The organism is Nocardioides sp. Z43_10 (assembly GCF_059766615.1).
The window spans coordinates 386,512-410,816 of sequence record NZ_JCBAJY010000004.1; the positions used below are offsets into that span (position 1 = coordinate 386,512).

The 24,305-nt window shown below is 73.0% G+C and carries 19 protein-coding genes and 2 tRNA genes; 16 read left to right on the plus strand and 5 right to left on the minus strand.

Annotated elements, in window-relative coordinates:
• Positions 1-82 precede the first annotated feature (82 nt).
• The 11 genes from AC6EI4_RS10145 (at position 83) to adhP (ending at position 11,060) form a co-directional block, all read left to right on the plus strand.
• Positions 83-403 carry an antibiotic biosynthesis monooxygenase family protein gene (locus AC6EI4_RS10145; protein ID WP_498422650.1) on the plus strand — a complete coding sequence of 107 codons (321 nt, stop codon included), beginning with the start codon at positions 83-85 and terminating at the stop codon, positions 401-403.
• 51 nt (positions 404-454) lie between these two features.
• Positions 455-1,852: a glycine--tRNA ligase gene (locus tag AC6EI4_RS10150; RefSeq protein WP_498422651.1), complete on the plus strand. Its 1,398-nt coding sequence runs from the start codon at positions 455-457 to the stop codon at positions 1,850-1,852.
• A gap of 52 nt (positions 1,853-1,904) precedes the next feature.
• Complete coding sequence (locus AC6EI4_RS10155) at positions 1,905-2,606, plus strand: hypothetical protein (RefSeq protein WP_498451365.1); 702 nt, start codon at positions 1,905-1,907, stop codon at positions 2,604-2,606.
• Positions 2,607-2,643: 37 nt separating this feature from the next.
• Positions 2,644-3,783 carry a tRNA dihydrouridine synthase DusB gene (dusB, locus tag AC6EI4_RS10160; protein WP_498422655.1) on the plus strand — a complete coding sequence of 380 codons (1,140 nt, stop codon included), beginning with the start codon at positions 2,644-2,646 and terminating at the stop codon, positions 3,781-3,783.
• Between the two features lie 190 nt (positions 3,784-3,973).
• Positions 3,974-4,864 carry a VldE C-terminal domain-containing protein gene (locus AC6EI4_RS10165; RefSeq protein WP_498451366.1) on the plus strand — a complete coding sequence of 297 codons (891 nt, stop codon included), beginning with the start codon at positions 3,974-3,976 and terminating at the stop codon, positions 4,862-4,864.
• 192 nt (positions 4,865-5,056) lie between these two features.
• Positions 5,057-6,367, plus strand: coding sequence for a deoxyguanosinetriphosphate triphosphohydrolase (locus tag AC6EI4_RS10170; protein WP_498422660.1), 1,311 nt, complete (start codon positions 5,057-5,059; stop codon positions 6,365-6,367).
• Between the two features lie 10 nt (positions 6,368-6,377).
• Complete coding sequence (locus AC6EI4_RS10175; protein ID WP_498451367.1) at positions 6,378-7,292, plus strand: 2-hydroxyacid dehydrogenase; 915 nt, start codon at positions 6,378-6,380, stop codon at positions 7,290-7,292.
• Positions 7,293-7,347: 55 nt separating this feature from the next.
• The gene (gene dnaG, locus AC6EI4_RS10180) at positions 7,348-9,255 is read left to right on the plus strand and encodes a DNA primase (protein ID WP_498451368.1); all 1,908 of its coding nucleotides are present in this window, start codon (positions 7,348-7,350) and stop codon (positions 9,253-9,255) included.
• A complete protein-coding gene (locus AC6EI4_RS10185) occupies positions 9,252-9,755 on the plus strand; it encodes a hypothetical protein (protein ID WP_498422667.1) in 504 nt (167 codons plus the stop codon). Before dnaG ends, AC6EI4_RS10185 begins: the two co-directional genes overlap by 4 nt.
• An 84-nt stretch (positions 9,756-9,839) precedes the next feature.
• Positions 9,840-9,912 (plus strand) — tRNA-Asn (locus AC6EI4_RS10190).
• 131 nt (positions 9,913-10,043) lie between these two features.
• A complete protein-coding gene (gene adhP, locus AC6EI4_RS10195; protein ID WP_498451369.1) occupies positions 10,044-11,060 on the plus strand; it encodes an alcohol dehydrogenase AdhP in 1,017 nt (338 codons plus the stop codon).
• 22 nt (positions 11,061-11,082) lie between these two features.
• Here adhP and AC6EI4_RS10200 read toward each other — a convergent pair whose 3' ends face one another.
• Positions 11,083-11,898, minus strand: coding sequence for an alpha/beta fold hydrolase (locus tag AC6EI4_RS10200; protein WP_498451370.1), 816 nt, complete (start codon positions 11,896-11,898; stop codon positions 11,083-11,085).
• Positions 11,899-11,984: 86 nt separating this feature from the next.
• The gene (locus AC6EI4_RS10205) at positions 11,985-13,091 is read right to left on the minus strand and encodes a matrixin family metalloprotease (RefSeq protein WP_498451371.1); all 1,107 of its coding nucleotides are present in this window, start codon (positions 13,089-13,091) and stop codon (positions 11,985-11,987) included.
• Positions 13,092-13,263: 172 nt separating this feature from the next.
• On the opposite strand from AC6EI4_RS10205, the gene AC6EI4_RS10210 reads away from it, so the two are divergent.
• Positions 13,264-13,337 (plus strand) — tRNA-Ile (locus AC6EI4_RS10210).
• A gap of 125 nt (positions 13,338-13,462) precedes the next feature.
• Positions 13,463-15,103: an alpha/beta hydrolase gene (locus tag AC6EI4_RS10215; protein ID WP_498451372.1), complete on the plus strand. Its 1,641-nt coding sequence runs from the start codon at positions 13,463-13,465 to the stop codon at positions 15,101-15,103.
• 130 nt (positions 15,104-15,233) lie between these two features.
• Here AC6EI4_RS10215 and AC6EI4_RS10220 read toward each other — a convergent pair whose 3' ends face one another.
• The gene (locus AC6EI4_RS10220) at positions 15,234-16,049 is read right to left on the minus strand and encodes a DUF72 domain-containing protein (protein WP_498451373.1); all 816 of its coding nucleotides are present in this window, start codon (positions 16,047-16,049) and stop codon (positions 15,234-15,236) included.
• A 111-nt stretch (positions 16,050-16,160) separates the two neighbouring features.
• Here AC6EI4_RS10220 and AC6EI4_RS10225 point away from each other — a divergent pair, with 111 nt between their 5' ends.
• The 3 genes from AC6EI4_RS10225 (at position 16,161) to AC6EI4_RS10235 (ending at position 19,738) form a co-directional block, all read left to right on the plus strand.
• A complete protein-coding gene (locus tag AC6EI4_RS10225; protein ID WP_498451374.1) occupies positions 16,161-17,222 on the plus strand; it encodes an NAD-dependent epimerase/dehydratase family protein in 1,062 nt (353 codons plus the stop codon).
• A 96-nt stretch (positions 17,223-17,318) separates the two neighbouring features.
• Positions 17,319-19,124 carry an N-acyl-D-amino-acid deacylase family protein gene (locus tag AC6EI4_RS10230; protein ID WP_498422680.1) on the plus strand — a complete coding sequence of 602 codons (1,806 nt, stop codon included), beginning with the start codon at positions 17,319-17,321 and terminating at the stop codon, positions 19,122-19,124.
• 74 nt (positions 19,125-19,198) lie between these two features.
• Positions 19,199-19,738 carry a TetR/AcrR family transcriptional regulator gene (locus AC6EI4_RS10235; protein ID WP_498422682.1) on the plus strand — a complete coding sequence of 180 codons (540 nt, stop codon included), beginning with the start codon at positions 19,199-19,201 and terminating at the stop codon, positions 19,736-19,738.
• A 13-nt stretch (positions 19,739-19,751) separates the two neighbouring features.
• Here AC6EI4_RS10235 and AC6EI4_RS10240 read toward each other — a convergent pair whose 3' ends face one another.
• The gene (locus tag AC6EI4_RS10240) at positions 19,752-20,945 is read right to left on the minus strand and encodes a S1C family serine protease (RefSeq protein ID WP_498451375.1); all 1,194 of its coding nucleotides are present in this window, start codon (positions 20,943-20,945) and stop codon (positions 19,752-19,754) included.
• Between the two features lie 93 nt (positions 20,946-21,038).
• Positions 21,039-24,296, minus strand: a complete 3,258-nt coding sequence (locus AC6EI4_RS10245; RefSeq protein WP_498451376.1) for a response regulator — start codon at positions 24,294-24,296, stop codon at positions 21,039-21,041.
• Positions 24,297-24,305: the final 9 nt, after the last annotated feature.

Here is a 24,305-nt window from a genome sequence, read left to right on the forward strand (position 1 = left end):
CGATTCTCAGCAAAGTGAGAATCATTGTCAATCTGTCGAGGCGTGTCCTCGGTCTCGTCGGGGCGGTGGCTACGGTGGGCCGATGCTGGTCGTGAACAGGTTCCGGGTCGCCGCCGAGCGGGCCGAGGCCTTCCGCAGCGACGTCGAGGGCGCCCACGCGCTGCTGGCGCGATGCCCGGGCTACCTCGGTGGCACCGTCGGGCGCAACGTCGACGACCCGGCGCTGTGGGTGCTCACCACCCGCTGGGAGCACGTCGGGGCCTACCGGCGCGCGCTGTCGGCCTACGACGTGAAGGTGGGCGCCGTCGGGCTGCTCGCGCAGGCCCTCGACGAGCCGTCGGCCTACGAGGTGGTCGTCCCCGGAGGCGACCTGAACACCGCGCGCACCCGCTCGCTAGGCTGAGCGCTTGCGGTCGGCAGCCAGCCGGCCGGTCCCGATCCCAGGAGCAGTCCCGTGGCCAAGCCGCCCGCATCCATCGTCGATCACGTCGTCTCCCTCGCCAAGCGCAGAGGCTTCGTCTACCCCTGTGGCGAGATCTACGGCGGCACCCGCTCGGCCTGGGACTACGGGCCGCTCGGCGTCGAGCTCAAGGACAACATCAAGCGCCAGTGGTGGAAGTCGATGGTCCAGGCGCGCGAGGACGTCGTCGGCCTCGACTCCAGCGTGATCCTGCCGCGCCAGACCTGGGAGGCCAGCGGTCACGTCGACACCTTCAACGACCCGCTGACCGAGTGCCAGTCCTGCCACAAGCGCTTCCGCGCCGACCACCTGCAGGAGGCGTACGCGGAGAAGAAGGGCATCGAGAACCCCGACGACGTCGACCTCAAGGACGTCGCCTGCAGCAACTGCGGCACCCGCGGCGCGTGGACCGAGCCCCGCCAGTTCTCCGGCATGCTCAAGACCCACCTCGGCGTCACCGAGGACGAGAGCGGGCTGCACTACCTGCGCCCGGAGACCGCTCAGGGCATCTTCCTCAACTTCGCCAACGTGGTCACCTCGAGCCGGCGCAAGCCGCCGTTCGGCATCGCCCAGATCGGCAAGAGCTTCCGCAACGAGATCACGCCGGGCAACTTCATCTTCCGCACCCGCGAGTTCGAGCAGATGGAGATGGAGTTCTTCGTCAAGCCCGGCGAGGACGAGGAGTGGCACCAGTACTGGATCGACGAGCGGACCCGCTGGTACACCGACCTCGGCATCAACCCCGACAACCTGCGCCACTACGAGCACGCCAAGGAGAAGCTGAGCCACTACTCCAAGCGGACCGTCGACATCGAGTACCGCTTCCGCTTCGCCGGCTCGGAGTGGGGCGAGCTCGAGGGCATCGCCAACCGCACCGACTTCGACCTGAAGACGCACTCGCAGCACTCCGGCCAGGACCTGTCCTACTTCGACCAGGCCAGCAACGAGCGCTACGTGCCCTACGTCATCGAGCCGGCGGCCGGCCTCTCGCGCAGCCTGATGACCTTCCTGGTCGACGCCTGGACCGAGGACGAGGCCCCCAACACCAAGGGCGGCGTCGACACCCGCACCGTGCTGCGCCTCGACCCGCGTCTGGCGCCGGTCAAGGTCGCGGTGCTCCCGCTGTCGCGCAACGCCGACCTCTCCCCGAAGGCCAAGGCGCTGGCCGCCGAGCTGCGCCAGAACTGGAACGTCGAGTTCGACGACTCCGGGGCGATCGGCCGTCGCTACCGTCGCCAGGACGAGATCGGCACGCCGTACTGCGTGACGGTGGACTTCGAGACCCTCGACGACAACGCGGTGACGGTGCGCGAGCGTGACTCGATGAGCCAGGAGCGGATCAGCCTCGACGGCATCTCGCGCTACTTCGGCGAGCGCCTGCTCGGCTGCTGAGCCGCCGCGTGGGGGCGGCGTCGGCGGCAGCGCCGTGATGCACAATGACGCCATGACGTCGCCCCTCGCCCGCGCAGCCTCCCCCTCGCGGGCGGTCCGGCTCGCCGCCGCCGGGCTCTGTGCCCTGCTCGTCCTGACCGCGTGCTCGGGCGAGGACGGCGACGACGCCGCCTCGGACGCCACCACCTCGGCCGCCGCCTACCCCGAGGTGCCGGCCGGCGTCGAGCTCACCGACCCCGGCTCCGAGCTGAGCCTGGGCGAGGAGGCGGTGGTGGCCTGGGAGCCGCGCGCCGACACCACCGGCGTGCTCTCGCTGACGCCGCAGAGCTTCGAGCGGGCCACGATGCGGGCGTTCTCCGGCTGGCGCCTCGACGAGGCCAGCCGCGCCTCCACTCCCTACTACGTGCACGTCTCGGTGGAGAACGTCGGCGAGAGCGACCTGGGCCGGGTGCCGGTGCCGCTCTACGTGGTGGACGGCACCGACACGCTGATCCAGCAGTCCACCTTCGGCAGCTCCTTCGCCCCGTGCCCGAGCACCGCGCTGCCCGCGAAGTTCCCGACCGGGGCCAAGGCCGAGCTCTGCCTGGTGTACCTGGCGCCCGCGCGCGGCGTGCTCGAGGCCGCCAGCTTCCGCCCCACCCAGGCCTTCGACCCGATCACCTGGACCGGCGAGGTCACCGACGCCGAGCCGGCCCGCAAGGACCGCAAGGACCGCAAGCGCCAGAAGAAGCGGGGCAAGGCCCGGAAGGGCTGATTTGGGCGGTGCTGGGCGGCCGGGAAGAATGGCCGCCATGCATGCCCTGCCCTCCTCGCTCACGCTCGGGTCCCTGCGCGTGGACCTGCCCGTGGTGCTGGCGCCGATGGCGGGGATCACCAACGCCGCCTACCGGCGGCTGTGCGCCGAGCAGGGCGCAGGCCTCTACGTGTGCGAGATGATCACCAGCCGCGGCCTGGTCGAGGGCGACGCCGTGACCCGCTCGATGCTGGTCTTCGACGAGCTGGAGACGGTGCGCTCGGTGCAGCTCTACGGCACCGACCCCGCCTACGTGGGCAAGGCCGCCGAGATCCTCTGCGCCGAGTACGGCGTCGCGCACATCGACCTCAACTTCGGCTGCCCGGTGCCCAAGGTGACCCGCAAGGGCGGTGGCGGGGCGCTGCCCTACAAGCGCGGCCTGCTCGGCGAGATCCTCCAGGCGGCCGTGCGCGCCGCCACGCCGTACGACGTGCCGGTGACGATGAAGACCCGCAAGGGCATCGACGACGAGCACCTGACCTACCTCGACGCCGGCCGGATCGCGCAGGAGAGCGGCGTCGCCGCGATCGCGCTGCACGGGCGCACGGTGGAGCAGGCCTACTCCGGCGAGGCCGACTGGGACGCGATCGCCCGGCTCGTCGAGCACGTCGACATCCCGGTGCTCGGCAACGGCGACATCTGGGAGGCCGCCGACGCCGTCCGGATGGTCGAGCAGACCGGCGCCGCCGGGGTGGTCGTGGGTCGCGGCTGCCTGGGGCGGCCCTGGCTCTTCCGGGACCTGGCCGCCGCCTTCTCCGGCGAGCAGGTGGCCACCCTGCCCACCCTCGGCGAGGTGAGCACGATGATGCGCCGCCACGCCGAGCTGCTGAGCCGGCACATGGGGGAGGAGCGCGGCTGCAAGGAGTTCCGCAAGCACGTCTCGTGGTACCTCAAGGGCTTCCCGGCCGGCGGTCCGCTGCGCCACGCGCTCGCCCTGATCGACAGCCTCGCCACCCTCGACCGGCTGCTCGCCGAGCTGGACCCCACCGCCCCCTATCCGGTGGCCGAGCTCGGCTCGCCGCGCGGGCGTCAGGGCTCCCCGCGCAAGCGTGTGGTGCTGCCCGAGGGGTGGCTCGACGACACCGACGGCAGCGGCTGGGCGACGCGCGAGGAGGCCGGCGAGACCTCGGGCGGGTGACTGGGAACACCGCACCTGAGAGTGGCCTGAATTCTGCTTGGGCTTGCCAGGTGTGTTTGACTCGCAAGACGTGCCCAGGTCGGACCATCTCCGTCCGGGGCGTCTCCGCCAGCAACAGCTAAGGATCAGCGCCGTGGCAAACAGCCACAAGCGGGACACCGATGCCCGCCGTAAGCCCACTGCAGTTCTTGTGGCCGCGCCCATCGCGGTACTCGCCACCCTCTCCGCCGTCAGTCTCGGCGTGCTCGGCAGCAACCCTGCCTCCAGCGACGACACCTACCGAGCGGACAGCTCCCTCATCGACGTGACCGACCGTGAGGTGGTCTCCCGGGCCTCCGGTCGCACCGCTCTGCTCCCGGCCGACGCGGCCGCCGTCGCCGAGGTGCGCGAGCAGCGCGCCGAGGCCCGCAAGGCCCGCCGCGCCGCGGCCGCCGCCAAGGCGAAGGCCGAGGCCCGCGCCCAGGCCCGAGCCGAGGCCCGGGCGGCCCGCGAGGCCGCCGAGACCCGCCGGGCCGTGTCCCGCGCCGACACCCGGATGTGGACCACCGAGGACCTCAACCTCTGGGACGGACCCGGCGCCGGGTCCCGCCAGGCCGGCGTCGTCGACGCCGGCGAGAAGGTCCTGGTCACCGAGCGCGCCGAGTCCGGCCGCGAGGAGATCGTCGTCAAGGGCACCGCCTACTGGGTGAGCGCCGGCTACCTCTCCGAGGAGAAGCCCGTCGAGGGCATCGGCGGCGAGTGCACCAACGGCACCTCGGTCGCCTCCGGCGTGAGCCCCAACGTCTCCGCGGTGCACCAGGCCGTCTGCGCGGCGTTCCCCGAGATCACCACCTACGGCACCTTCCGCGGCGACGGCGAGCACTCCCAGGGGCTGGCCGTGGACATCATGGTCAGCGGCGACCGCGGCTGGGAGGTCGCGGAGTTCATCCGCGCCAACTACGCCGAGCTCGGCGTCTCCTACCTGATCTACGCCCAGAAGATCTGGTCGGTCGAGCGCTCCGGCGAGGGCTGGCGCTCGATGTCCGACCGCGGCTCGAGCACCGCGAACCACTACGACCACGTGCACGTCACGACGAACTGAGGACTGCGGCCGCGGCCGCGGCTTTCACGAGTTAACTCGTGAAACCCCCGCTTCCCACATGAAGGAACACGTGGGAAGTGGGGTTTTCGTGTGGGGAGTACGCCGGCCGTGCCCCGGCTTGTCCTCCCCGGCAGCCCGCCGGCGGGCGGGGCCTCGTCGGAGGGTCGGTGCCCGGCGCTAGGGTCGCAGGCGATGGATGACCTGGACCCCGACCTGTACGACGCCGCCTCCCGCGAGCGGATCGTCGACGAGCCGCCCAAGCGGGTCGACGCGCCGATCCGCACCGCCTTCGAGCGCGATCGCGCCCGCGTCGTGCACGCCGCGGCGAGCCGCCGGCTGGCCGCCAAGACGCAGGTCGTCGGGCCGCAGTCCGACGACTTCGTGCGCAACCGCCTCACCCACAGCCTCGAGGTCGCCCAGGTGGGCCGCGACCTGGCTCGCGCGCTGGGCTGCCACCCCGACATCGTGGAGACCGCGGCGCTGGCCCACGACCTGGGCCACCCGCCGTTCGGCCACAACGGCGAGCAGGTGCTCGCCGAGCTCAGCACCGACTGCGGCGGGTTCGAGGGCAACGCCCAGACGCTACGGCTGCTCACCCGGCTCGAGGCCAAGACGTTCACCGGCGACGACCCCGGCGCCCGCTCGGTGGGGCTCAACCTGACCCGGGCCACCCTCGACGCCTGCACCAAGTACCCCTGGCCGCGCAGCGCCGCCGAGCCCCCGCGCGGCGTGCACGCCGACGGCTCGCCGCGCTTCGTGGTGAAGTTCGGCGTCTACGACGACGACCGCCCGGTGTTCGACTGGATGCGCGCCGGGGTCGAGGGCAGCGCGCGCTGCCTGGAGGCCCAGGTGATGGACCTCGCCGACGACGTCGCCTACTCCGTGCACGACGTGGAGGACGGCGTGGTCGCGGGACGCATCGACCTCACCCTGGTCGAGGCCGAGCGCCACGAGGTCTTCCAGACGGTGCGCGACTGGTACGTGCCGAGCGCCGACGACGCCACGCTGGACGCGGTCCTGGCCGGGCTGCAGACCCAGGGCAGCTGGCCCCGCACGCCGTACGACGGCAGCCGGCGCAGCCTGGCCGCGCTGAAGAACCTCACCAGCGACCTGGTCGGCCGCTTCTGCGGCAGCGTCCAGGCGGCCACCTGGGCCGCCGGCGACGGCCCGTTCGTGCGCTACCGCGCCGACCTGGTGGTGCCGGAGGTGACCCGCCTGGAGATCGCCGTCCTCAAGGGGATCGCCGCCCACTACGTGATGCGCGCCGACGACCGGGTCGCGCTGATGGAGCGCCAGCGACAGCTGATGGCCGAGCTGGTGGAGGCCGTCTGGCGCGACGCCCCGGTCACCCTGGAGGGGCCCTTCGCCGGCGACTGGGCGGAGGCGGTCGACGACGCCCAGCGTCGCCGGGTGGTCATCGACCAGGTGGCGTCGCTGACCGACGCGAGCGCCGTGGCGTGGCACCGCCGCCTGTGTGGCACGGGCGTGGTCGCGGGCCCGTAGTCTCACCCGGGTGAGCGAACCCCTGGTCTGGCTGCCCTTCGAACCCGCCCTGCTCGGCGACGTGCCCGCGGGCCTGCGCTACGAGGTCGTCGACCCCTCCGAGCACGTGCCCGACTCGGTGGGCGACGTCGAGTTCTACGTCACGCCGTACCGGATGAGCAGCGACGTGGGCGACGTCCTCCCGCGGATGAGCAGCCTGCGGGTGGTGCAGACCCTCTCCGCGGGCGTCGACAACGTCCGGGCCCGGGTCCCCGCCGGGGTCACCCTGTGCAACGGGCGCGGCATCCACGACACCTCCACCGCCGAGCTGACCCTGACCCTGATCCTGGCCTCCCTGCGTGGCGTGCCGGACTTCGTGCGGGCCCAGGACCGGGCCTCGTGGGAGCCCCGGTGGAGTGAGTCGCTGGCCGACAAGAGCGTGCTGATCGTGGGCTACGGCGCGATCGGGCAGGCCATCGAGGCCCGGGTGCGCGCCTTCGAGGCCGACGTGGTGCGCGTGGCGCGCACCGCCCGCGCGGGCGTGCACGCCTTCGAGGAGCTGCCGGACCTGCTGCCGGCGGCCGACGTGGTGGTGTTGATCGTGCCGCTGACCGAGCAGACCCGGGGGCTCGTCGACGCCGACTTCCTCTCCCGGCTGCGCGACGGGGCGCTGCTGGTCAACATGGCCCGCGGCGCCGTGGTGGACACCGACGCGCTCGTCGCGGAGCTGCACACCGGTCGGATCAGCGCGGCCGTCGATGTCGTCGACACCGAGCCGATGCCCGCCGAGCACCCGCTGTGGCAGGCGCCGCACCTCCTGGTCTCGCCGCACGTCGGCGGCGCCAGCAGCGCGATGTGGCCGCGCGCGCACCGTCTGGTGCAGGCACAGCTGGCGCGGTTCGCGGCCGGGGAGGCGCTGGCCAACCAGATGGCGGGGGACTACTGAGGCGTCGTGGTGGAGGGCTGCTCCGGCCCGATCGGCTGAGCCGTAGACTCCGGCTGTGGTTGGGCTGATCCGCGATGAGGACATCGCCGAGGTGCGTGAGAAGGCGCGCATCGACGAGGTCGTCTCCGACTACGTCACGCTGCGCAACGCCGGCGGCGGCTCGCAGAAGGGACTGTGCCCCTTCCACGACGAGAAGTCGCCGTCGTTCCACGTCACCCCCGCCCGCCAGTTCTGGCACTGCTTCGGCTGCAACGAGGGCGGCGACGTGATCGCCTTCCTGATGAAGATCGACGGGCTCGGCTTCGTGGAGGCGATCGAGAAGCTCGCCGACAAGTACGGCGTGCAGTTGCGCCGCGAGGAGGGCGAGGAGGCCGACCAGCGCCCCAAGGGCCCGCCGCGGACCCGCCTGGTCGAGGCGAACCGTGCCGCCCAGGAGTTCTACGCCGGCCAGCTGGGCACCCCCGAGGCGCTCGTCGCGCGCCAGTTCCTGGGCAGCCGGGGCTTCGACCAGCAGGCGGCCGAGACGTTCGGCGTCGGCTTCGCCCCCCGCGACGGTGAGGCGCTGCTGCGCCACCTGCGCCAGAAGGGCTTCCGCGACGAGGAGCTCGTGGTGGCCGGGCTGGTCGGTCAGGGGCGCAGCACCTACGACCGCTTCCGGGGACGGCTGCTGTGGCCGATCCGCGACGCCAGCGGCGACACCATCGGGTTCGGCGCGCGCCGGATCTTCGACGACGACCGCATCGACGCGAAGTACCTCAACACCTCCGAGACGCCGCTGTACAAGAAGAGCCACGTCCTCTACGGCCTCGACCTGGCCCGGCGCGACATCGCCCGGACCTCCCAGGCCGTGGTGGTCGAGGGGTACACCGACGTGATGGCCTGCCACCTGGCCGGGGTGAAGACCGCGATCGCCACCTGCGGGACCGCCTTCGGCGACGACCACGCGCGGGTGCTGCGCCGTTTCATGCACGACCACGAGGAGTTCCGCGGCGAGGTCATCTTCACCTTCGACGGCGACGCCGCCGGACAGAAGGCGGCCTTGCGCGCCTTCGCGGGCGACCAGAACTTCGTCTCCCAGACCTACGTGGCGGTCGAGCCGGACGGGATGGACCCCTGCGACCTGCGCCTGGCGCAGGGCGACGCCGCGGTCCGGGAGCTGGTGGCCCGCCGGGTGCCGCTGTACCGGTTCGTGCTCGGGAACGTGGTCGGCAAGTACGACCTCGACCGTGCCGACGCCCGCGTCGACGCCGTGCGCGAGGCGGCGCGCCTGGTCTCGAGCGTGCGGGACCGCTCCAAGGTCGACGCCTTCGCGCGCGAGATCGCCGGGATGGTCGGCGTCGACATCGAGCAGGCGCGCTCGGAGGTCAAGCGCGCCCAGGCCCGCGGCCGCTCCGCACCGGTCGAGACGCGCACCGGCGCGCGCGCCACCGGCCCCGCGGCCGGCGGCGGCGAGCCCGCCGCGCCGCCGCGTCGCCAGCTGCCCAGCCTCCGCGACCCGCGCTTCGCGCTGGAGCGCGAGACGCTGAAGCTGGTGATCCAGCATCCCGCGCAGGTGGGCGCGGTGATCGGCGACGTGGCGGACAACGACTTCACCCACCCCACCTACCGCAGCGTCTGGCAGGCGGTGCACGCCTCCGGCGGACCCGCCACGGGCACCAGCGACCCGGGCTGGGCCGCGCGGCTGCGCGACCAGGCGGCCGGTGAGCCCGAGGTCTCCGCCGCGATCAGCGCGCTCGCCGTGGAGCCGCTGCTGCGCGAGCCCGACGCGACGTACGTCGCCGCCCACGTCTACCGGCTTCAGGAGCTGACCGCCATGCGACGCATCGCCGACCTCAAGTCGCGCCTGCAGCGAACCAACCCCGTCGAGCACGCGACGGAGTACAACAAGATGTTCGGTGAGCTGGTCGCCCTCGAGCAGCACCGCCGCAGCCTGCGCGACCTGGCCATCGGGGCGTCCTCGTGATCCGGCGTCGCGAGCGGCCCGACGTCCGGCTCCCCGCCGGGGAGAAGGCGCTGGCCTGGGCCCCCACCCGCGACGGGCGCGTCGTGGTCGGCACGCGCGACGCGCTGCACCTGCCCGGCGAGAGCGCAGGCTCGACGCTGCGGATCGCCTGGGAGGACATCGAGGCGGCCGACTGGGACGCCGAGACCTCCACCCTGCGCGTCACCGAGGTCGGCACCTGGGGGGTCCTCCGCCCCGACCACCGCCTGGAGCTGACCGAGCCGGCGCTGCTGCTGCAGCTGGTGCGCGAGCGGGTCACGGCCAGCATTGTGCTCCAGCGACGGGTGAAGGTCGAGGGGCGCCACGGACTCGCGGTGATCGCGCGCCGGGCGCCGCGCGGCGACCGTCCGCTTCGCTGGTTCTTCGAGTACGACGCCGGCGTGGACCCCGAGGACCCGGCCGTGGTGGACCTCGCGACCCGGGCGCTGAGCGAGGCCCAGGCCGAGGTCGGGGAGCGTTAGCGACCTCGTCGCGGCACGCCCGGGACCACTACCCGATTTCGCATGCACCGAGGCACTTGCTAGTGTTTCCCCGCTGCCTAGCGGTCCCCTGTAGCTCAACTGGCAGAGCATTCGGCTGTTAACCGGAGGGTTGTTGGTTCGAGTCCAACCGGGGGAGCAAGTGAAGGGCCTCTGACCTGGAGATACAGGTCGGAGGCCCTTTTCTCGTTCGGGGTGGTCTCCTGCCGTCGACGGGGTCGGGGACGGGCCACCCTGGCCAGATCCAGTGATCTGCCTCACTGTGGAGAGATGAAGGCTGCCGTCGTCACCAGTTTCACCGAGCCGCTCACCCTCGCCGACCGGCCCGTGCCGGAGCCCGGCCCGGGCCAGGCCCTGGTGCGCATCGAGGCCTGCGGGCTGTGCCACACCGACATCCACGCCGCGAAGGGGGAGTGGCCGGTCAAGCCGAGCCCGCCCTTCGTGCCCGGCCACGAGGGCGTCGGGATCGTCGAGGCGCTGGGCGTGGGGGCGGACGCGGTGGCCGTCGGCGATCGGGTCGCGATCCCGTGGCTGGGCTACGCGTGCGGGCACTGCGACTACTGCGTCTCGGGCCGCGAGACGCTCTGCCTGGAGCAGCGCAACACCGGCTACTCCGTGGACGGGGGCTTCGCGCAGTACGCCGTGGCGGAGGCGGCCTACGTGGTGCGCGTGCCGGACGGGGTGAGCCCGATCGACGCGGCGCCGCTGACCTGCGCGGGCGTCACCACCTACAAGGCGATCAAGGTGGCGCGCATCGAGCCCACCGAGCGGGTCGCGGTGTTCGGGATCGGCGGTCTGGGCCACCTCGCCATCCAGTACGCCCGGCTGGTCGGCGGCATCGTGATCGCCGTCGACGTGGACGACCAGAAGCTCCAGCTCGCCACCGAGCTGGGCGCCGACCACGTGGTGAACGCGCGCGCCGTCGATCCGGTCGCGGCCATCGAGGCGCTGGGGGGCGCCGACGTCGCGGTCGTGCTGGCCACCGCGCCCTCGGTGTTCGAGCAGGCCTTCGCCTCGCTGCGACGCGGGGGCCGGCTGGTGTGCGTGGGGCTGCCCGCGGAGGACGAGGGCCCGATGGCCCTCCCGATCTTCCCCACCGTCCTCGGCGGGATCAGCGTCATCGGCTCCATCGTCGGGACCCGGCAGGACCTGGCGGAGGTGTTCGAGCTGCACGCCCACGGGCGCACCCGGGTGATCGCGGAGCCGCGCGAGCTCGAGGACGTCAACGGCGCCATCGACGAGGTGCTCTCCGGGCGTGCGCGGGCCCGCCTGGTCTTCACGCTCTGAGGCGCCCCGCGCCCCGGCCGGGTCAGCCCAGACGCGCCCAGAACCGCCGTACCTGCGCCGCGAGGGCCTCCGGCTGCTCCAGCGGGATCAGCGTGCGGGCGGCGTGGACGGTCACCGCCTCGGCGCCCGGCGCGAGAGTGGCCGCGTGCTGGGCCTCCTGCGGGCCCCAGTCGCCGCGATCGTCGGAGGCCACGAACAGGCTTGGCGCCACGAAGGCCGGCAGCTGCGCGGTGACGTCGCGGCGGTTGAGGATGAAGGAGCGTACGGCGAGCGCCAGGCTGCGGCGCGTCGGCCGCGCGAGCGAGTCGAGGACGACCTGACGGATCGGCTCCTGGGCCGCGGAGGCCTCGGTGAGCAGGGCCGAGAGGATGCTGCTGCGCACCGGGGCGACCGGTCCCGCCGCCCTGAGCAGCGGCAGCAGCAGGTGGACCTGCCGGCGCAGCGAGGCGGGCAGTGCCTCCGGGGGCGAGCTCACCGCGACCAGGCTGCGCAGCACGCCGGGGCGCACCGCGAGCTCGAACCCGACGTGTCCGCCGAAGGCGTTGCCCACCCAGTCCACCGGCTCGTCGATGTCCAGGCCCCCGAGCAGGTCCAGGGCGGCGTCGGCGGCGCCCGGGATGTCACTGGGACGGGTCAGCGCCTCGCTCAGCCCCAGTCCCGGCGGGTCGACGAGCAGGTAGCGACGCTCCGGGCCCAGCAGCCCGACGAGCCGGTCCCAGGTGTGGCTGTCGGCGAACATCGAGGGCCACAGCACGGTCGGCCTCCCGGTGCCGATCGTGCGGACCTGCAGCCGGCCGAGCCGGGTGGGCACGAAGACGGTGGATGAGCTGGGCTCCATGTCGGCTCCTGCCTGGGGTGTGCCGCGCACACGACAGGCTCAGCCTGACCTCGGCGCCGGGAAAGCGCCACCCCGGCCGGCGGAGGTCAGCGCCGGCTGTCGGCGATGCAGCCCTGCTCGGCGCCGATGGCCTTCATCCCGGCCAGGTCCCCGGCACCGAAGCGATGGTTCTGTGCGGTGAGGTACGGCGCCATCAGCTGCACGCCCGACCGCGCGTGGCCCAGCCCCATCACGTGCAGGAGCTCGTGCACCATCACCTGGCCCCAGGTGGGCGAGCCCTGGCTGGCGAAGCCCTGGGCGAGGTCGTTGCTCTGGCCCGAGTCCAGCAGGACCGCCCCGGTCAGGAACTCCCCGGCACCCGGGCCGGTGCGCTTGCCGCTCGCGGAGGCCCAGCCGACCACCCCGCCCTCGAGGTGGCGGCTCTGCGCGGCGGTCGCCCAGGAGACGACCACGTCGGCGTCCTGGGGTCGGTCCGCGTCGGCGAACGGGACATGGGGGGTCGTGCCCAGGTACTCGAAGTCCAGGCCCGTGTGCAGGCTGATCCGCTCGAGCGCCTCGTCGAGGTGGGAGAGCGCCCGCGGGCATCCCCGATGGGCGTTGTAGCGCCAGGTGATCGGCTGGCACGGATCCCATCGCCAGCCCGGCCCGATGACCCGGGTGAAGTCCCTCGGGTCGCCCAACCCGCTCAGGCCCGTGGTCGGGCTCGCCGCCGCCACGATCTGGATCCGGACGGGCGCGCTGTCGCGGCTGACGCCCCTGGTGAGAGCGCGCACCCGCAGCGTCACGGTCTGGGTGAGCGGGTAGCCCGCGACGCTGAACCGATAGTGCCCCTGGGCATCGGTCCGCCGCTTCTGCTTGACGACCCAGCGGTTACCGCTGAGCTGCAGGAGCCGGACCGTCGCGGGCCGCGGGTGCCGGCCCCCCGCCAGCTTGACGTTGCCTCCCACGACGAACGCCGCCCCGGGGCGCACCCGCGCCGGGGCCGCGGCGTACACCGACAGCCGGCGGCGGTCGACCCGGAGTCCGTGGTCGAGCAGGTCCTCGGCCCGCAGCGACGGGCGGGCCTCGGACGGCTCCGCGGCGCGCGCCGGCCGCTCGGCGAGGCCGGCCATGCTCAGCGCGGCGAGGAGGACTGCGAGGAGTGCTGCGAGCGCCGCCGTGTACCGGCGAGCGCCCGGAAAGGGGATCGACACGTGGGGATCTCCTGAGGTCAGGATCCGGCCCCAGCAGGGCGCGGACCAGACGGGCAGTTCCTTCTGTCCGTCTGCTGCATCGGCTGCTGGCGAGGGAACCTGAGTCCCGCGCAGGAACGAGTCGGCCGACCGGTAGGCTCCGGGCGCGGAGCTGGCAGCCCCAGCTCCGTGCGGGGCGGTAGCTCAGTCGGTTAGAGCAGAGGACTCATAATCCTTGGGTCGTGGGTTCGAGCCCCACCCGCCCCACAGGTCCACCGGACGTCGGGTGAGGGCCGCCAGGAAGGTTGCCGAGGCCCCCCTGCGCGGGTCTAGGGTGCTGAGCGCCGACACGCTCGCGTGAGCGACCACCTCTCGGAGGTGACATCACCTTGATGATCCGCCGGCTCGGCTGTCCGCTGTCCGCGGCCCTGGGGGCCACCGCCGGGGCGTGGCTGGCGCTGACCCCCTCCCTGCTGCCGCGCGGCGCCCTCTACCAGGGAGTGGTCGTCGCCCTCTCGGCGTGGCTGGGCTACGGGGTGGGCGGGCTGCTGGGGTGGATGGCGCGGTGCTGTGGCCTGGACCTGCCGGACCGGGTACGCCGCGCGGCCTGGATCGGCTACGGCGTCGTCGCGGTGCTCGGCAGCGTGCTGATGCTGTGGTGGTTCCACCAGTGGGAGAACGAGCTTCGCGACCTGATCGGGATGGAGCCGATCGATCTCGTCGAGGTGGTGGCGACGGTCGTCGTCGCCGTCACGCTCTTCGTCGTCCTGGTCGCGCTCTCGCGGCTGGTGCGGGCCCTGGGCCGGTGGGTCGCGCACCTCGCCGGCCGGGTGCTGCCCGCACCGGTCGCCGGGGTGCTCGGCGTCCTGGCCGCCGTGGTGCTGGGCTACACCGTGCTGGTCGACGTCGCCACCGGGCGGGTGCTGGCCTCGCTGGACGCCGCCTCGGTGGCGGTGAACGACGAGTTCCGCACCGACCGGCGGCCCCCGGACACGCCGTACGTGTCGGCGGGGCCGCGCTCGCAGGTGAGCTGGGACCGGCTGGGGCGGCAGGGCCGGATCTTCATCGACAACCGCCCCACGGCCGAGGAGATCGGGCTCTTCAGCGGGCGGCGCGCGACGGAGCCGGTGCGGGCCTACGTCGGCATCGGCACCGACGGCGAGATCGACCTGCGCGAGGAGGCCCGGGCCGCCGCCGACGAGCTGGTGCGCCTCGGCGGCCTCGACCGGGCCGTGGTCAACGTGGTCACCGGGACCGGCCGGGGCTGGGTCAATGAGCACCAGGCCCAGGCCCTGGAGTACATGTGGAACGGCGACACCGCCACGGTGAGCATGCAGTACTCCTACCTGCCCAGCCCGTTGTCGTTCCTGCTCGACGGCGGGCGGGCCGAGGACGCCGGGCGGCTGCTGTTCGACGCCGTCTACGCCCGCCTGCTCGAGCGGCCGGAGGGGGACCGGCCACGCCTGGTGGTCAGCGGCGAGAGCCTGGGCAGCCTCGGCGGGGAGGCCGCCTTCAGCGGCGAGCAGGACATGGCGAACCGCATCGACGGCGCCCTGTTCGTCGGGCCCACCAGCAACAACCGGCTGTGGAGCCGGTTCACCGACGAGCGCGACCCGGCCACCACCGAGGTCGAGCCGGTCTACGACGGCGGCAGCATCGTGAGGTTCTCGGGCGACCCGGAGGGCTGGGACATCCCCGACCCGGCGTGGGAGGGCACCCGGGTGGGCTACCTGCAGCACGCGAACGACCCCATCACCTGGTGGAGCTGGTCGCTGGCCGTGCGGCGACCCGACTGGCTGGAGGAGCCGCGCGGCGAGGGGGTCTCGCCCGACATCCGCTGGATCCCCGTGGTGACCATGCTGCAGCTCGCCGCGGACCAGCTGATGGCCAACCAGGTCCCGATCGGCCAGGGGCACCGGTTCGGGCGCGAGCCGGTCTGGGCGTGGGCCGCGATCCTGCCGCCCGCGGGCTGGACGCAGACGGACACCGAGCGCCTCGCCGAGCTCACCCCGAAGGGGGTGGAGGAGGAGTAAGCCGGCCCTCAGATCCGCTGCGAGGGGTGCCACGACAGAAGGAGACCCCGGCCAACCCGTCCACGGGGGGACGAAAAACGGGCCGTCCGGGGCCTCTGTCTCCATTGTGCCACCGTCCGCATAGCCCGGCTCAGCCCAGGTGCCGCGCCAGCGCGAGAGCGTCGTGGGGGGCGAACCCCTTCGCGTCGTTGTCGAAGTAGACGTAGACGTCGCGGCCCGCGTCAGCCCACTCGCGACCCCGGTGCGCCCACCGGTCCAGCGCCTCGGCGCTGTAGCCGCTGGTGTACAGCTCGGTGTCCCCGTGCAGGCGCACGTAGGTGAAGTCGCTGCTGGGCACGTCCGGCATCGGGAACCGGCCGGCGGTGTCGGCGACCACGCAGGCGATGTCGTGCTCGTGCATCAGCGCGAACGCCTCCTCGGTGCAGAACGACTCGCTGCGGAACTCCAGCGCGTGCCGGATCGGCTGGTCGCTCTCAGCGCTCGTCCACGCCCGGTCCTCGGGGAGCTTGGCGTCGTGGCCACGCGCCAGGGCGGCCGCCTGGTACGTCGTGCGGGGCAGCTGGGCGAAGAACGCCCCGACCCGCTCCGCGTCGAAGGGGAGGTTGGCCGGCAGCTGCCACAGCACCGGGCCCAGCTTGGGACCCAGTGCGAGCACGCCGGAGGCGAAGAAGTTGGCCAGCGCCGTCTCGACCCCGCGCAGCTTCAGCATGTGGGTGATGTAGCGACCGCCCTTGACCGCGAAGACGAAGTCGTCGGGGGTCTGCTCGCGCCACGACACGTACGACGAGGCGCGCTGCAGCGAGTAGAACGACCCGTTGATCTCGATCGAGCTCATCCGCTCGGCCGCGTAGGCCAGCTCCCGGCGCTGGACGAGGCCGGGGGGATAGAAGTCGCCGCGCCACCCGGCGTAGGTCCACCCCGAGATGCCGACACGGATTCGCCCCATGCCCACCGACCCTAGACGGCCCGGCCGGCACGGCGGCGCGGCGTGTGAAGTGGCGCCGCGCGGGCACCGGGGGCGGGTCCGACCCTCCCATCGGCTCGCAGGGGGCTTCTCGTGCGCATCGCGATCACCGGCGCCAGCGGCAACATCGGCTCGGCCCTACTCCGCCGGCTCACCGCCGACGGCCACGACATCGTCGGCGTGGTCCGGCGCCTGCCGGATGCCGGTCCGCCGTTCGACCGCGTGGACTGGATCAGTGCCGACCTCACCGAGGACTCCTGTGCCACGCCCCTGCACGACGCGTTCAGCGGGGCCGACGCCGTCGTCCACCTGGCCTGGGGCTTCCAGCCCTCGCACGACCTGGACCACCTCGGGGAGCTCGGGGTCGGCGGCACCCGCCGCGTCCTCGACGTGGTGGCGGACGTGGGCGTCAAGCACCTGGTGCACATGTCCTCGATCGGGGCGTACTCGCCCAAGGTCGACGACGAGCCGGTCGACGAGTCGTGGCCGACCGACGGCGTCCCGACCTCGCCGTACAGCCGACACAAGGCGGCCGCCGAGCGTCTCCTCGACGCCCACGAGCGGGCGCACCCGGACCGCGTCGTGACCCGGATCCGGCCCGGCATCGTGGGGCAGCGCAGCGCCGGCAGCGCGCTGCTGCGCTACGGCCTGCCGGCCGCGCTCCCGGCCCGGGTCCTCGACGTGCTGCCCGTGCTCCCGCTGGATCGCCGCCTCGCCGTGCCGATGGTGCACGCCGACGATGTCGCCGACGCCTACGCGCGCGTGCTCGAGGCGAGGGCGCCGGGCGCCTTCAACCTGGCCGCCGGGGTGCTCCGGCCGCCCGATATCGGCCGGGTGCTGGGCGCCCGTCCCGTCCACCTCCCCGCACCGGTGCTGCGGGCGGGGGCCTCGGCCGCCTGGCATGCGCGGCTGCAGCAGGTCGACCCGGGCTGGGTGGACCTGGCCTTCTCGGTCCCGCTGCTCGACTGCGGCCGCGCCGCTCGGGAGCTCGGCTGGCGACCGACCCGGGACGCGGTCGAGGTGCTGGAGGAGACGGTGGCCGGGATGCGGGCCACCGAGGCCGACGACACCCCCGTGCTGCGCCGCCGCACCGTGCGCTCCGAGCTCACCCAGGTGCTGCGCGACGGCGTGGTCAGCCGCCGACGCCGTTCGTGACCGGGCCGGCAGCGGCACGGAAAGCGGTCTGCTCCACATAGCGAGAGGACGCTCGCCATGTTAGGTTCGCCGGACCTAGTGAGGAAGGTCACAACCATGAGCGCATTCGACCTGGTGGTCCGCGGCGGCACCTACTACGACGGGCACGGTGCCCCCGGCGTGGTGGCGGACGTCGGCGTCCGCGACGGCCGGGTCGTGGCGGTGAGCCCCGACCCGCTGCCGATCGGGCCCGAGACCGAGGTCGTCGAGGCCGCCGGTCGCTGGGTGATGCCGGGCTTCGTCGACGCGCACACCCACTACGACGCCGAGGTGCAGGTCGCTCCGGGCCTCAACGAGTCCGTGCGCCACGGCGTCACCTCGGTGCTGGTCGGCAACTGCTCGATCTCCTCGGTCTACTCCAGTCCGCTCGACATCGCCGACCTGTTCAGCCGGGTCGAGGCGCTGCCGCGGGCCCACGTGCTGGCGGCGCTGGAGGAGACCAAGACCTGGTCGACGCCGCAGGAGTGGGTCGACGCGATCGAGGCGATGCCGCTGGGGCCGAACATCGCCTCGTTCCTGGGCCACTCCGACGCCCGGGCCAGCGTGATGGGGCTGGGGCGGGCCACCGACCCCGACGAGCGGGCCACGCCCGAGGAGATGGCCGAGATCGAGCGCCGCATCGAGGAGGCCCTGGACGCGGGCTTTCTGGGGGTCTCCACGATGACCAACCCCTGGGACAAGCTCGACGGCGACCGCTACCGCTCGCGCCAGCTGCCCTCGACGTACGCCACCTGGAAGGAGTTCCGCCGGGTCAGCAAGGTGCTGCGCCGCCGGGGCCGGGTGCTGCAGGGGGTGCCCAACCTCAACAAGAAGTACGACGTGGCGTTCTACGCGAGCACCTCGATGGGCCGCCTGCGCAAGCCGCTGCGGGTCTCGCTGCTCTCGGCCGCCGACACCAAGGCCGAGCCCTGGGTGCACCGCATCTTCGCGCCGGTGGCCCTGATCGCCAACAAGATCGGCGGCGGCAGGTTCACCTGGCAGCACCTGCCCACCACCTTCCGGGTGTGGGCCGACGGCATCGACCTGGTCGTCTTCGAGGAGTTCGGCACCGGTCGCGAGGCGCTGCACCTGCGCGACGAGGTGGAGCGCAACGGCCTGCTCGCCGACGAGGACTACCGGCGCCGCTTCCGCAAGGACTTCGACAAGAAGTTCTCGCCCCGGGTGTGGCACCGCGACTTCGACGACGCCGAGATCACCGAGTGCCCCGACACCACGCTGGTCGGCCGCAGGATCGGCGCCGTCGCCCGTGAGCGCGGACTGCACCCGGTGGACTGCTACCTCGACCTCGTCGTGGAGTACGGCACCAAGCTGCGCTGGAAGACCGACATCGCCAACACCCGCCGCGAGGTGGCCGACAAGCTCGTCACCACCCCGGGCGTCAGCATCGGCTTCTCCGACGCCGGAGCGCACCTGCGCAACATGGCGTTCTACAACTTCGGGATCTGCCTGCTGCGCCGCGTCCACGAGGCCCAGCAGAGCGCGAAGCCGTTCCTCTCCGTCGAGCAGGCGGTGCACAAGCTGACCGGCGAGCTCGCGGAGTTCTACCTCCTCGACGCCGGCGGCATCCGCGTCGGGGACCGGGCCGACATCGTGGTGGTGGACCCCGCGGGCCTCGACGCGCGCGTGGACGAGTACCACGAGGCCACGATCGAGGAGTTCGGCAACCTGAGCCGCATCGTCAACCGCAACGACGCGGCGCTCACCGCCACCGTGGTCGGCGGCACGCTCGTCTACCGCGACGGCGAGTTCGTCGAGGGCTACGGCCGCACGCTCGGCACCGGCCGGTTCCTGCGCGCCGAGGAGCCGCGTGGCACGGTCACCCCGGTCCGTCGGCTGCGCCCGACCGAGGCGGTTGCGCCGTAGCCACGACGACGAGCCCGCGCCGTACCCAAGCGCAGCGGCGCGCGTCCACGATCGCCACGCTGGTCGGGGCGACCGTGGACGCGCTCAGCGAGGTCGGCTACGCCCGGACCACCACCGCGGAGATCAGCCGGCGCACCGGCGTCTCCCAGGGTGGCCTGTTCCGCCACTTCCCGACCCGGCCGGCACTGATCGTCGCGGCCGCCGAGGAGGTGCGCGCCCGCCAGCTCGACGGGTTCCGCGAGGGGCTCGCCCAGCTGAGCGCGGCAACGGTGCCCGAGTGCCTGCGGCTGCTGCGGGTGGCCTGTCGGGCGCCGGTCAACGCGGCCTGGTACGAGCTGCTCGTCGCCGCCCGCACCGACCCCGAGCTGCGCGCCGAGCTGGCGCCGATGGTCGCGCGCTACCACCAGGAGATCGTGGAGCTCGGCCGCTCGCTGCCGATCGCGCGGCAGATCCCCGAGCCGGAGGTCGAGAGCATGCTGATGGGGATCGTGCACCAGCTCGACGGGGAGGCGCTCAGCGCCGTGCTGTGCCCGCATCCCGAGCAGGAGGACCGCCGGCTCGAGCACCTGCTGCGCATCCTCGCCGGACGCCCGGCCTGGGACGCCCCCGGCTGAGGGGGCGCCCCGCTCAGGAGCCGGACGTGTCTGCGTCGCTGTCGAGCGTGATCTCGACGCTGCGCGGCTCGTCGTCGCGGACCACCGTCACGGTGACCTCGTCCCCGGGCCGCTCACCACGGATGAACGCGATCAGGCTCTCGGCGTCGGTGACCACGAAGTCGTCGACCTTGGTGATCACGTCACCGGCGCGCAGGCCGGCCCGGGCGGCGGCGGAGCCGTCCTCGACGCGCTGCACGCCCGCCCCGCTGACCAGTCCGTCCTCGCTGACCACGTCGCGCACCGAGACCCCGATCCGCGCGTGGGTGGCCGGGTCGCCGGCCAGGAGCTGCTCCACGATCGGCCACACCTTGCTGATCGGGATGGCGAAGCCCAGCCCGATCGAGCCGCTCTCGGACTCGCCGTACGCCGACGAGGACGCGGTGCGGATGGAGGAGTTGATGCCGACCACCTCGCCGGCCATGTTCACCAGCGGCCCGCCGGAGTTGCCCGGGTTGATCGCCGCGTCGGTCTGGATGGCGGGATAGATGGTGTCGACGCCCTGCGTGCTCTGCCCGACGCTCACCGGGCGGTCCAGGGCGCTGACGATGCCGCTGGTCACCGTGGCGGCCAGCCCGAACGGCGAGCCGATCGCGACCACCTCCTCGCCGACGTCGACGTGGTCGCCGGTGGCGATCGTGGCCGGGGTGAGGTCGGAGACCCCCTCGGCGGAGATCACCGCGAGGTCGGTCACCGGGTCGGTGCCGACGATGCGCGCGGGCGCCGAGGTCCCGTCGTTGAAGCAGACCGTGATGCGTCCGCGCTCCGCACCGGCGACCACATGGTCGTTGGTGAGGATCTTGCCGTCGTCGCTGATCACGACGCCCGAGCCGGAGCCCGAGCCCCGTAGGCCCACCACCTTGATCTGGACGACGGAGGGCAGCACCGCATCGGCCACCTGCTGCACCGAGCCCTCGTCGGCGGGAAGGTCCTCGCCGGCGACCACGCTCGTGCCGGCGGGCTCGGGGTCCTCGCCGCCGTCGGTCATCCCGACCGCCGTGGCCGCGCCGATCCCGGCGCTGAGCAGGCTGAGGCCGAGCACCCCGGCGCCGAGCAGCACCCGCGCCCGTCGGGGCCGGCGGGGCGTCGGCGGCTGCGATGTCGGCGGCGTCGGGGGCGTCGGGGGCGTCGGCGTGGGGGACGTCGGCGGCATGGCGAAGTCACTCATGGCGTCGACATTGTCGGGGGACTCTGAGAGCCCGATGAGACAGCGGTGTGACCCGTCGAAGAGTCGCGCGGGCGCTCACCGCCGGGTCGGGGCTCAGGCGTCGGCGTCCGCCTGCTGGTAGCTGCGCTGGTAGCCGAGCAGCTGCTCGCGGCCCCGCTCCAGCTCGGCCTCGAGGACGTCGAGCATGGCGCCGGCGCCGGCGGTGGAGCCGGAGTCGCCCAGCGTCTCCAGCTCCAGCGCGGCCGCCCCGACCGCCGGCATCCCGAGGTTCAGGGCGCTGCCGCGCAGCTTGTGCGCCGCCTGCCGCATGTCCTCGGCGTCCTCGGCGGCCACCGCGGTGCGCAGCGTGCTCAGCGCCGCGTCGGAGTTCTTGACGAAGTTCGCGATCGCCCGGTCGAGGTAGGCGGTGTTGCCGGGATCGATGTCGCGCAGCATGTTCAACCGGGACAGGTCGAGTCCGGACGGCACGGGTTGCTCCTCGGGTTCTTCGCTTCGACGGGGCTCGGCGGGGGTCTCGGGGGCCCCGTCCGCCTCCGCCGTGGCGGGGGCAGCGGCCGGATCCCCGGAGATCCAGAGGTCCAGCATGGCACCCAGCGCCGCCGGGTCGACCGGCTTGGTCAGGAAGTCGTCCATCCCCGCGTCGAGGCAGCGCTCGCGCTCGCCCTCGATCGCCGCGGCGGTCATCGCCAGCACCGGCGTCCGCGCGCCCCAGGTCTCGGCCTCGCGCTCGCGGATCCGGCGGGTGGCGGTGTAGCCGTCCATCCGCGGCATCTGCACGTCCATGAGCACCGCGTCGTAGCTCGCCGCGGCGACCGCGTCGAGGGCCTCCAGCCCGTCGGAGGCGGTGTCGCTGACGTAGCCCAGCGCCTCCAGGAAGCCGGCCGCGACCAGCTGGTTGACGGGGTTGTCCTCGACCACGAGGATCCGGCGGCGGGGGCCGTGGCTGGCCACCGGCTGCTCCGGGGCGTCCTGGGGCACTCCGCCGCCGAGCTCACGCATCAGCGTGCCGCGCAGCGACGAGGCCAGCACGGGCTTGGTCAGGCAGGCGGAGATGCCGCTGGCGCGCAGCCGGGCCTGGTCGGGCGGGGTGGAGGAGGTGAGCATGATGAGCCGGACCGCGTCGTTGGCCGGGTCGCGGCGTACGGCGTCGGCCAGGTCCAGCCCGTCCTGGTCGGGCATCGCCATGTCCAGCAGCACGGCGCGGAAGGGCTGGCCGCTCGCGCGTGCCTCGTCCAACGCGAGCAGCGCGTCCTGGGCCGTCGCCACGCTCAGCGTGCCGACCTCCCACCAGGACAGCTGCTCGCACAGGATCATCCGGTTGTGCGAGTTGTCGTCGACGACGAGCATCCGCAGGCCGCTCAGCGCGGAGCGCGCCCGGTCGTCGAGCGGGTCCGACTGCGAGCCGGTGGGCTCCGCGAAGTGCGCGGTGAACCAGAAGGTGCTGCCCTCTCCGGGACGGCTCTCGACCCCGATCTCACCGCCCAGCGCCTCCACGATCTCGCGCGCGATGGCCAGGCCGAGGCCGGTTCCGCCGAAGCGGCGGGTGGTGGAGACGTCCGCCTGGGAGAAGGGGTCGAAGATCTGCTCGCGCTGCTCGTCCTCGATGCCGATGCCGGTGTCGCTGACCTCCACCCGCAGCAGGTGGCCGCCGTCGGGGGCGGCCACTGCGGTGGCGCGGATCAGCACCTCGCCCGCGGCGGTGAACTTGACCGCGTTGGAGCCCAGGTTGGTCAGCACCTGGGCCAACCTGGTCGGGTCTCCGGCCAGCACCTCCGGTACGTCGGGGTGGCAGGCCACCATCAGCTCCAGGCCCTTGGACCGCGCGCTCTGCGCGAGCAGGCTGGCCACCTGGTCGAAGACCGCGCGCACGTCGAAGTCGAGGTGCTCCAGCTCGAGTCGACCGGCCTCGATCTTGGAGAAGTCGAGGATGTCGTTGATGACGGCGAGCAGGGCCCGGCTCGCCACCTGGACCCCCGAGACCAGCCGCTGCTGGTGCTCGTCGAGGCGGGTGCGGGTGAGGAGGTCGTTGAGCCCGATCACGCCGTTGAGCGGGGTCCGGATCTCGTGGCTCATCGTGGCCAGGAAGTCCGACTTCTGCCGCGAGGCCTCCATCGCCTGGTCGCGGGCCGCGGCGAGCTCGCGGGCGGCGTGGTCGCGCTCGGCGACCCGGGCCAGCTGGATGGCGACCTCCTCCACCATCCCCTGGACCATCGCGCGGCGGTACAGCGGGGGAGAGGAGGTGATCGCGACGAGTGCGACGACCTGTTCGCCCAGCAGCACCGGGAAGGCGATCGTGAGCTTGGCGTCGTCCCACACCACGCCGCGCTCGTGCAGGGCGCAGCGGGCCGCACGCCGTTCGATCGCGGCCTTGGCCGGCTCCTGGGCGTCGGCGAGGCGGTCGGCCTCGTGCAGGTAGAGAGGGACGACGTCGTCTCCGTCGGCCGTGGGAACGAACGCCCGGCCCCGCTCCCAGTCGTCGTGCAGCATCACCAGGGTTTGGGCGTTGCCGAGGACCTCCTCCAGGTCGGCCGCCTCGTTGGCGGCGGCGGCGACCGCCTGCATCAGCGCGTTCTGCCGGACCATGTCCTCCAGTGCGCCCTGGGCCTCCTTGAACTCGGTGATGTCCTGGTGGGTGCCCGACATGTACGCCGGGCGCCCGGAGGCGTCGTGGGTGACCTCGGCCCGGCTGCGGGTCCACACCCAGCCCGACGAGCCGCGCAGCCGTGCCTCGAAGGCGAGCTCGACACCCTCCTCCAGCGACCGGGCCACCGCGGCCTCGACGACGGGGCGGTCCTGGGGGTGCACCCGGTCGAGGAACTGGCGCAGCGTGTTGCGGCCGTCGGCAGTGGTGGTGCTCGGCAGCGCGCGCACACCGTTCGAGCCGCGCACCACGTCGCGCGCGATGTCCCACTCCCAGCTCCCGACCCGGGCGATGCGCTGGGCCTCGGCGAGCTGCCGGCTGGTGGCGCTCAGCTCCTCGAACAGCCGGCGGCGCTCGCCGTACTCGCTGAGCCGCAGCAGGGTGCCCACCAGCTCCCCGGTGGAGTCGTAGAGCGGGTTCTCCCGGACCAGCACCCACACGACGGTGCCGTCGTGGCGCCTGAGGCGGCACTCCACGTCGGCCCCGCTCGCCCGAGCGGAGCTCCGCTCGGTTCCGTGCGAGGCGAGCTGGTCAGGGCCCTCGGAGTCCAGGACGTCGAGCGCCGAGACCGTGACCGGGTCGCCCTCGGGGATGCCGAGGAGCGTCGCGACCTGCGTGTTGGCATACCGAGTACGGCCCTCCAGGTCCACGACCCAGATGCCGTCCGGTGACGCCTCGACGATGTCGCGGTACAACTCCGCGAGCTCCATGGTTACCTC

What these genes read in the sequence shown, in the direction of transcription:
- AC6EI4_RS10145 (WP_498422650.1), top strand. Translation starts at nt 83, where the DNA reads ATGCTGGTCGTGAACAGGTTCCGGGTCGCCGCCGAGCGGGCCGAGGCC.
- AC6EI4_RS10155 (WP_498451365.1), top strand. Translation starts at nt 1,905, where the DNA reads ATGACGTCGCCCCTCGCCCGCGCAGCCTCCCCCTCGCGGGCGGTCCGG.
- dusB (WP_498422655.1), top strand. Translation starts at nt 2,644, where the DNA reads ATGCATGCCCTGCCCTCCTCGCTCACGCTCGGGTCCCTGCGCGTGGAC.
- AC6EI4_RS10170 (WP_498422660.1), top strand. Translation starts at nt 5,057, where the DNA reads ATGGATGACCTGGACCCCGACCTGTACGACGCCGCCTCCCGCGAGCGG.
- adhP (WP_498451369.1), top strand. Translation starts at nt 10,044, where the DNA reads ATGAAGGCTGCCGTCGTCACCAGTTTCACCGAGCCGCTCACCCTCGCC.
- AC6EI4_RS10200 (WP_498451370.1), bottom strand. Translation starts at nt 11,898, where the DNA reads ATGGAGCCCAGCTCATCCACCGTCTTCGTGCCCACCCGGCTCGGCCGG.
- AC6EI4_RS10215 (WP_498451372.1), top strand. Translation starts at nt 13,463, where the DNA reads ATGATCCGCCGGCTCGGCTGTCCGCTGTCCGCGGCCCTGGGGGCCACC.
- AC6EI4_RS10220 (WP_498451373.1), bottom strand. Translation starts at nt 16,049, where the DNA reads ATGGGGCGAATCCGTGTCGGCATCTCGGGGTGGACCTACGCCGGGTGG.
- AC6EI4_RS10230 (WP_498422680.1), top strand. Translation starts at nt 17,319, where the DNA reads ATGAGCGCATTCGACCTGGTGGTCCGCGGCGGCACCTACTACGACGGG.
- AC6EI4_RS10240 (WP_498451375.1), bottom strand. Translation starts at nt 20,945, where the DNA reads ATGAGTGACTTCGCCATGCCGCCGACGTCCCCCACGCCGACGCCCCCG.
- AC6EI4_RS10245 (WP_498451376.1), bottom strand. Translation starts at nt 24,296, where the DNA reads ATGGAGCTCGCGGAGTTGTACCGCGACATCGTCGAGGCGTCACCGGAC.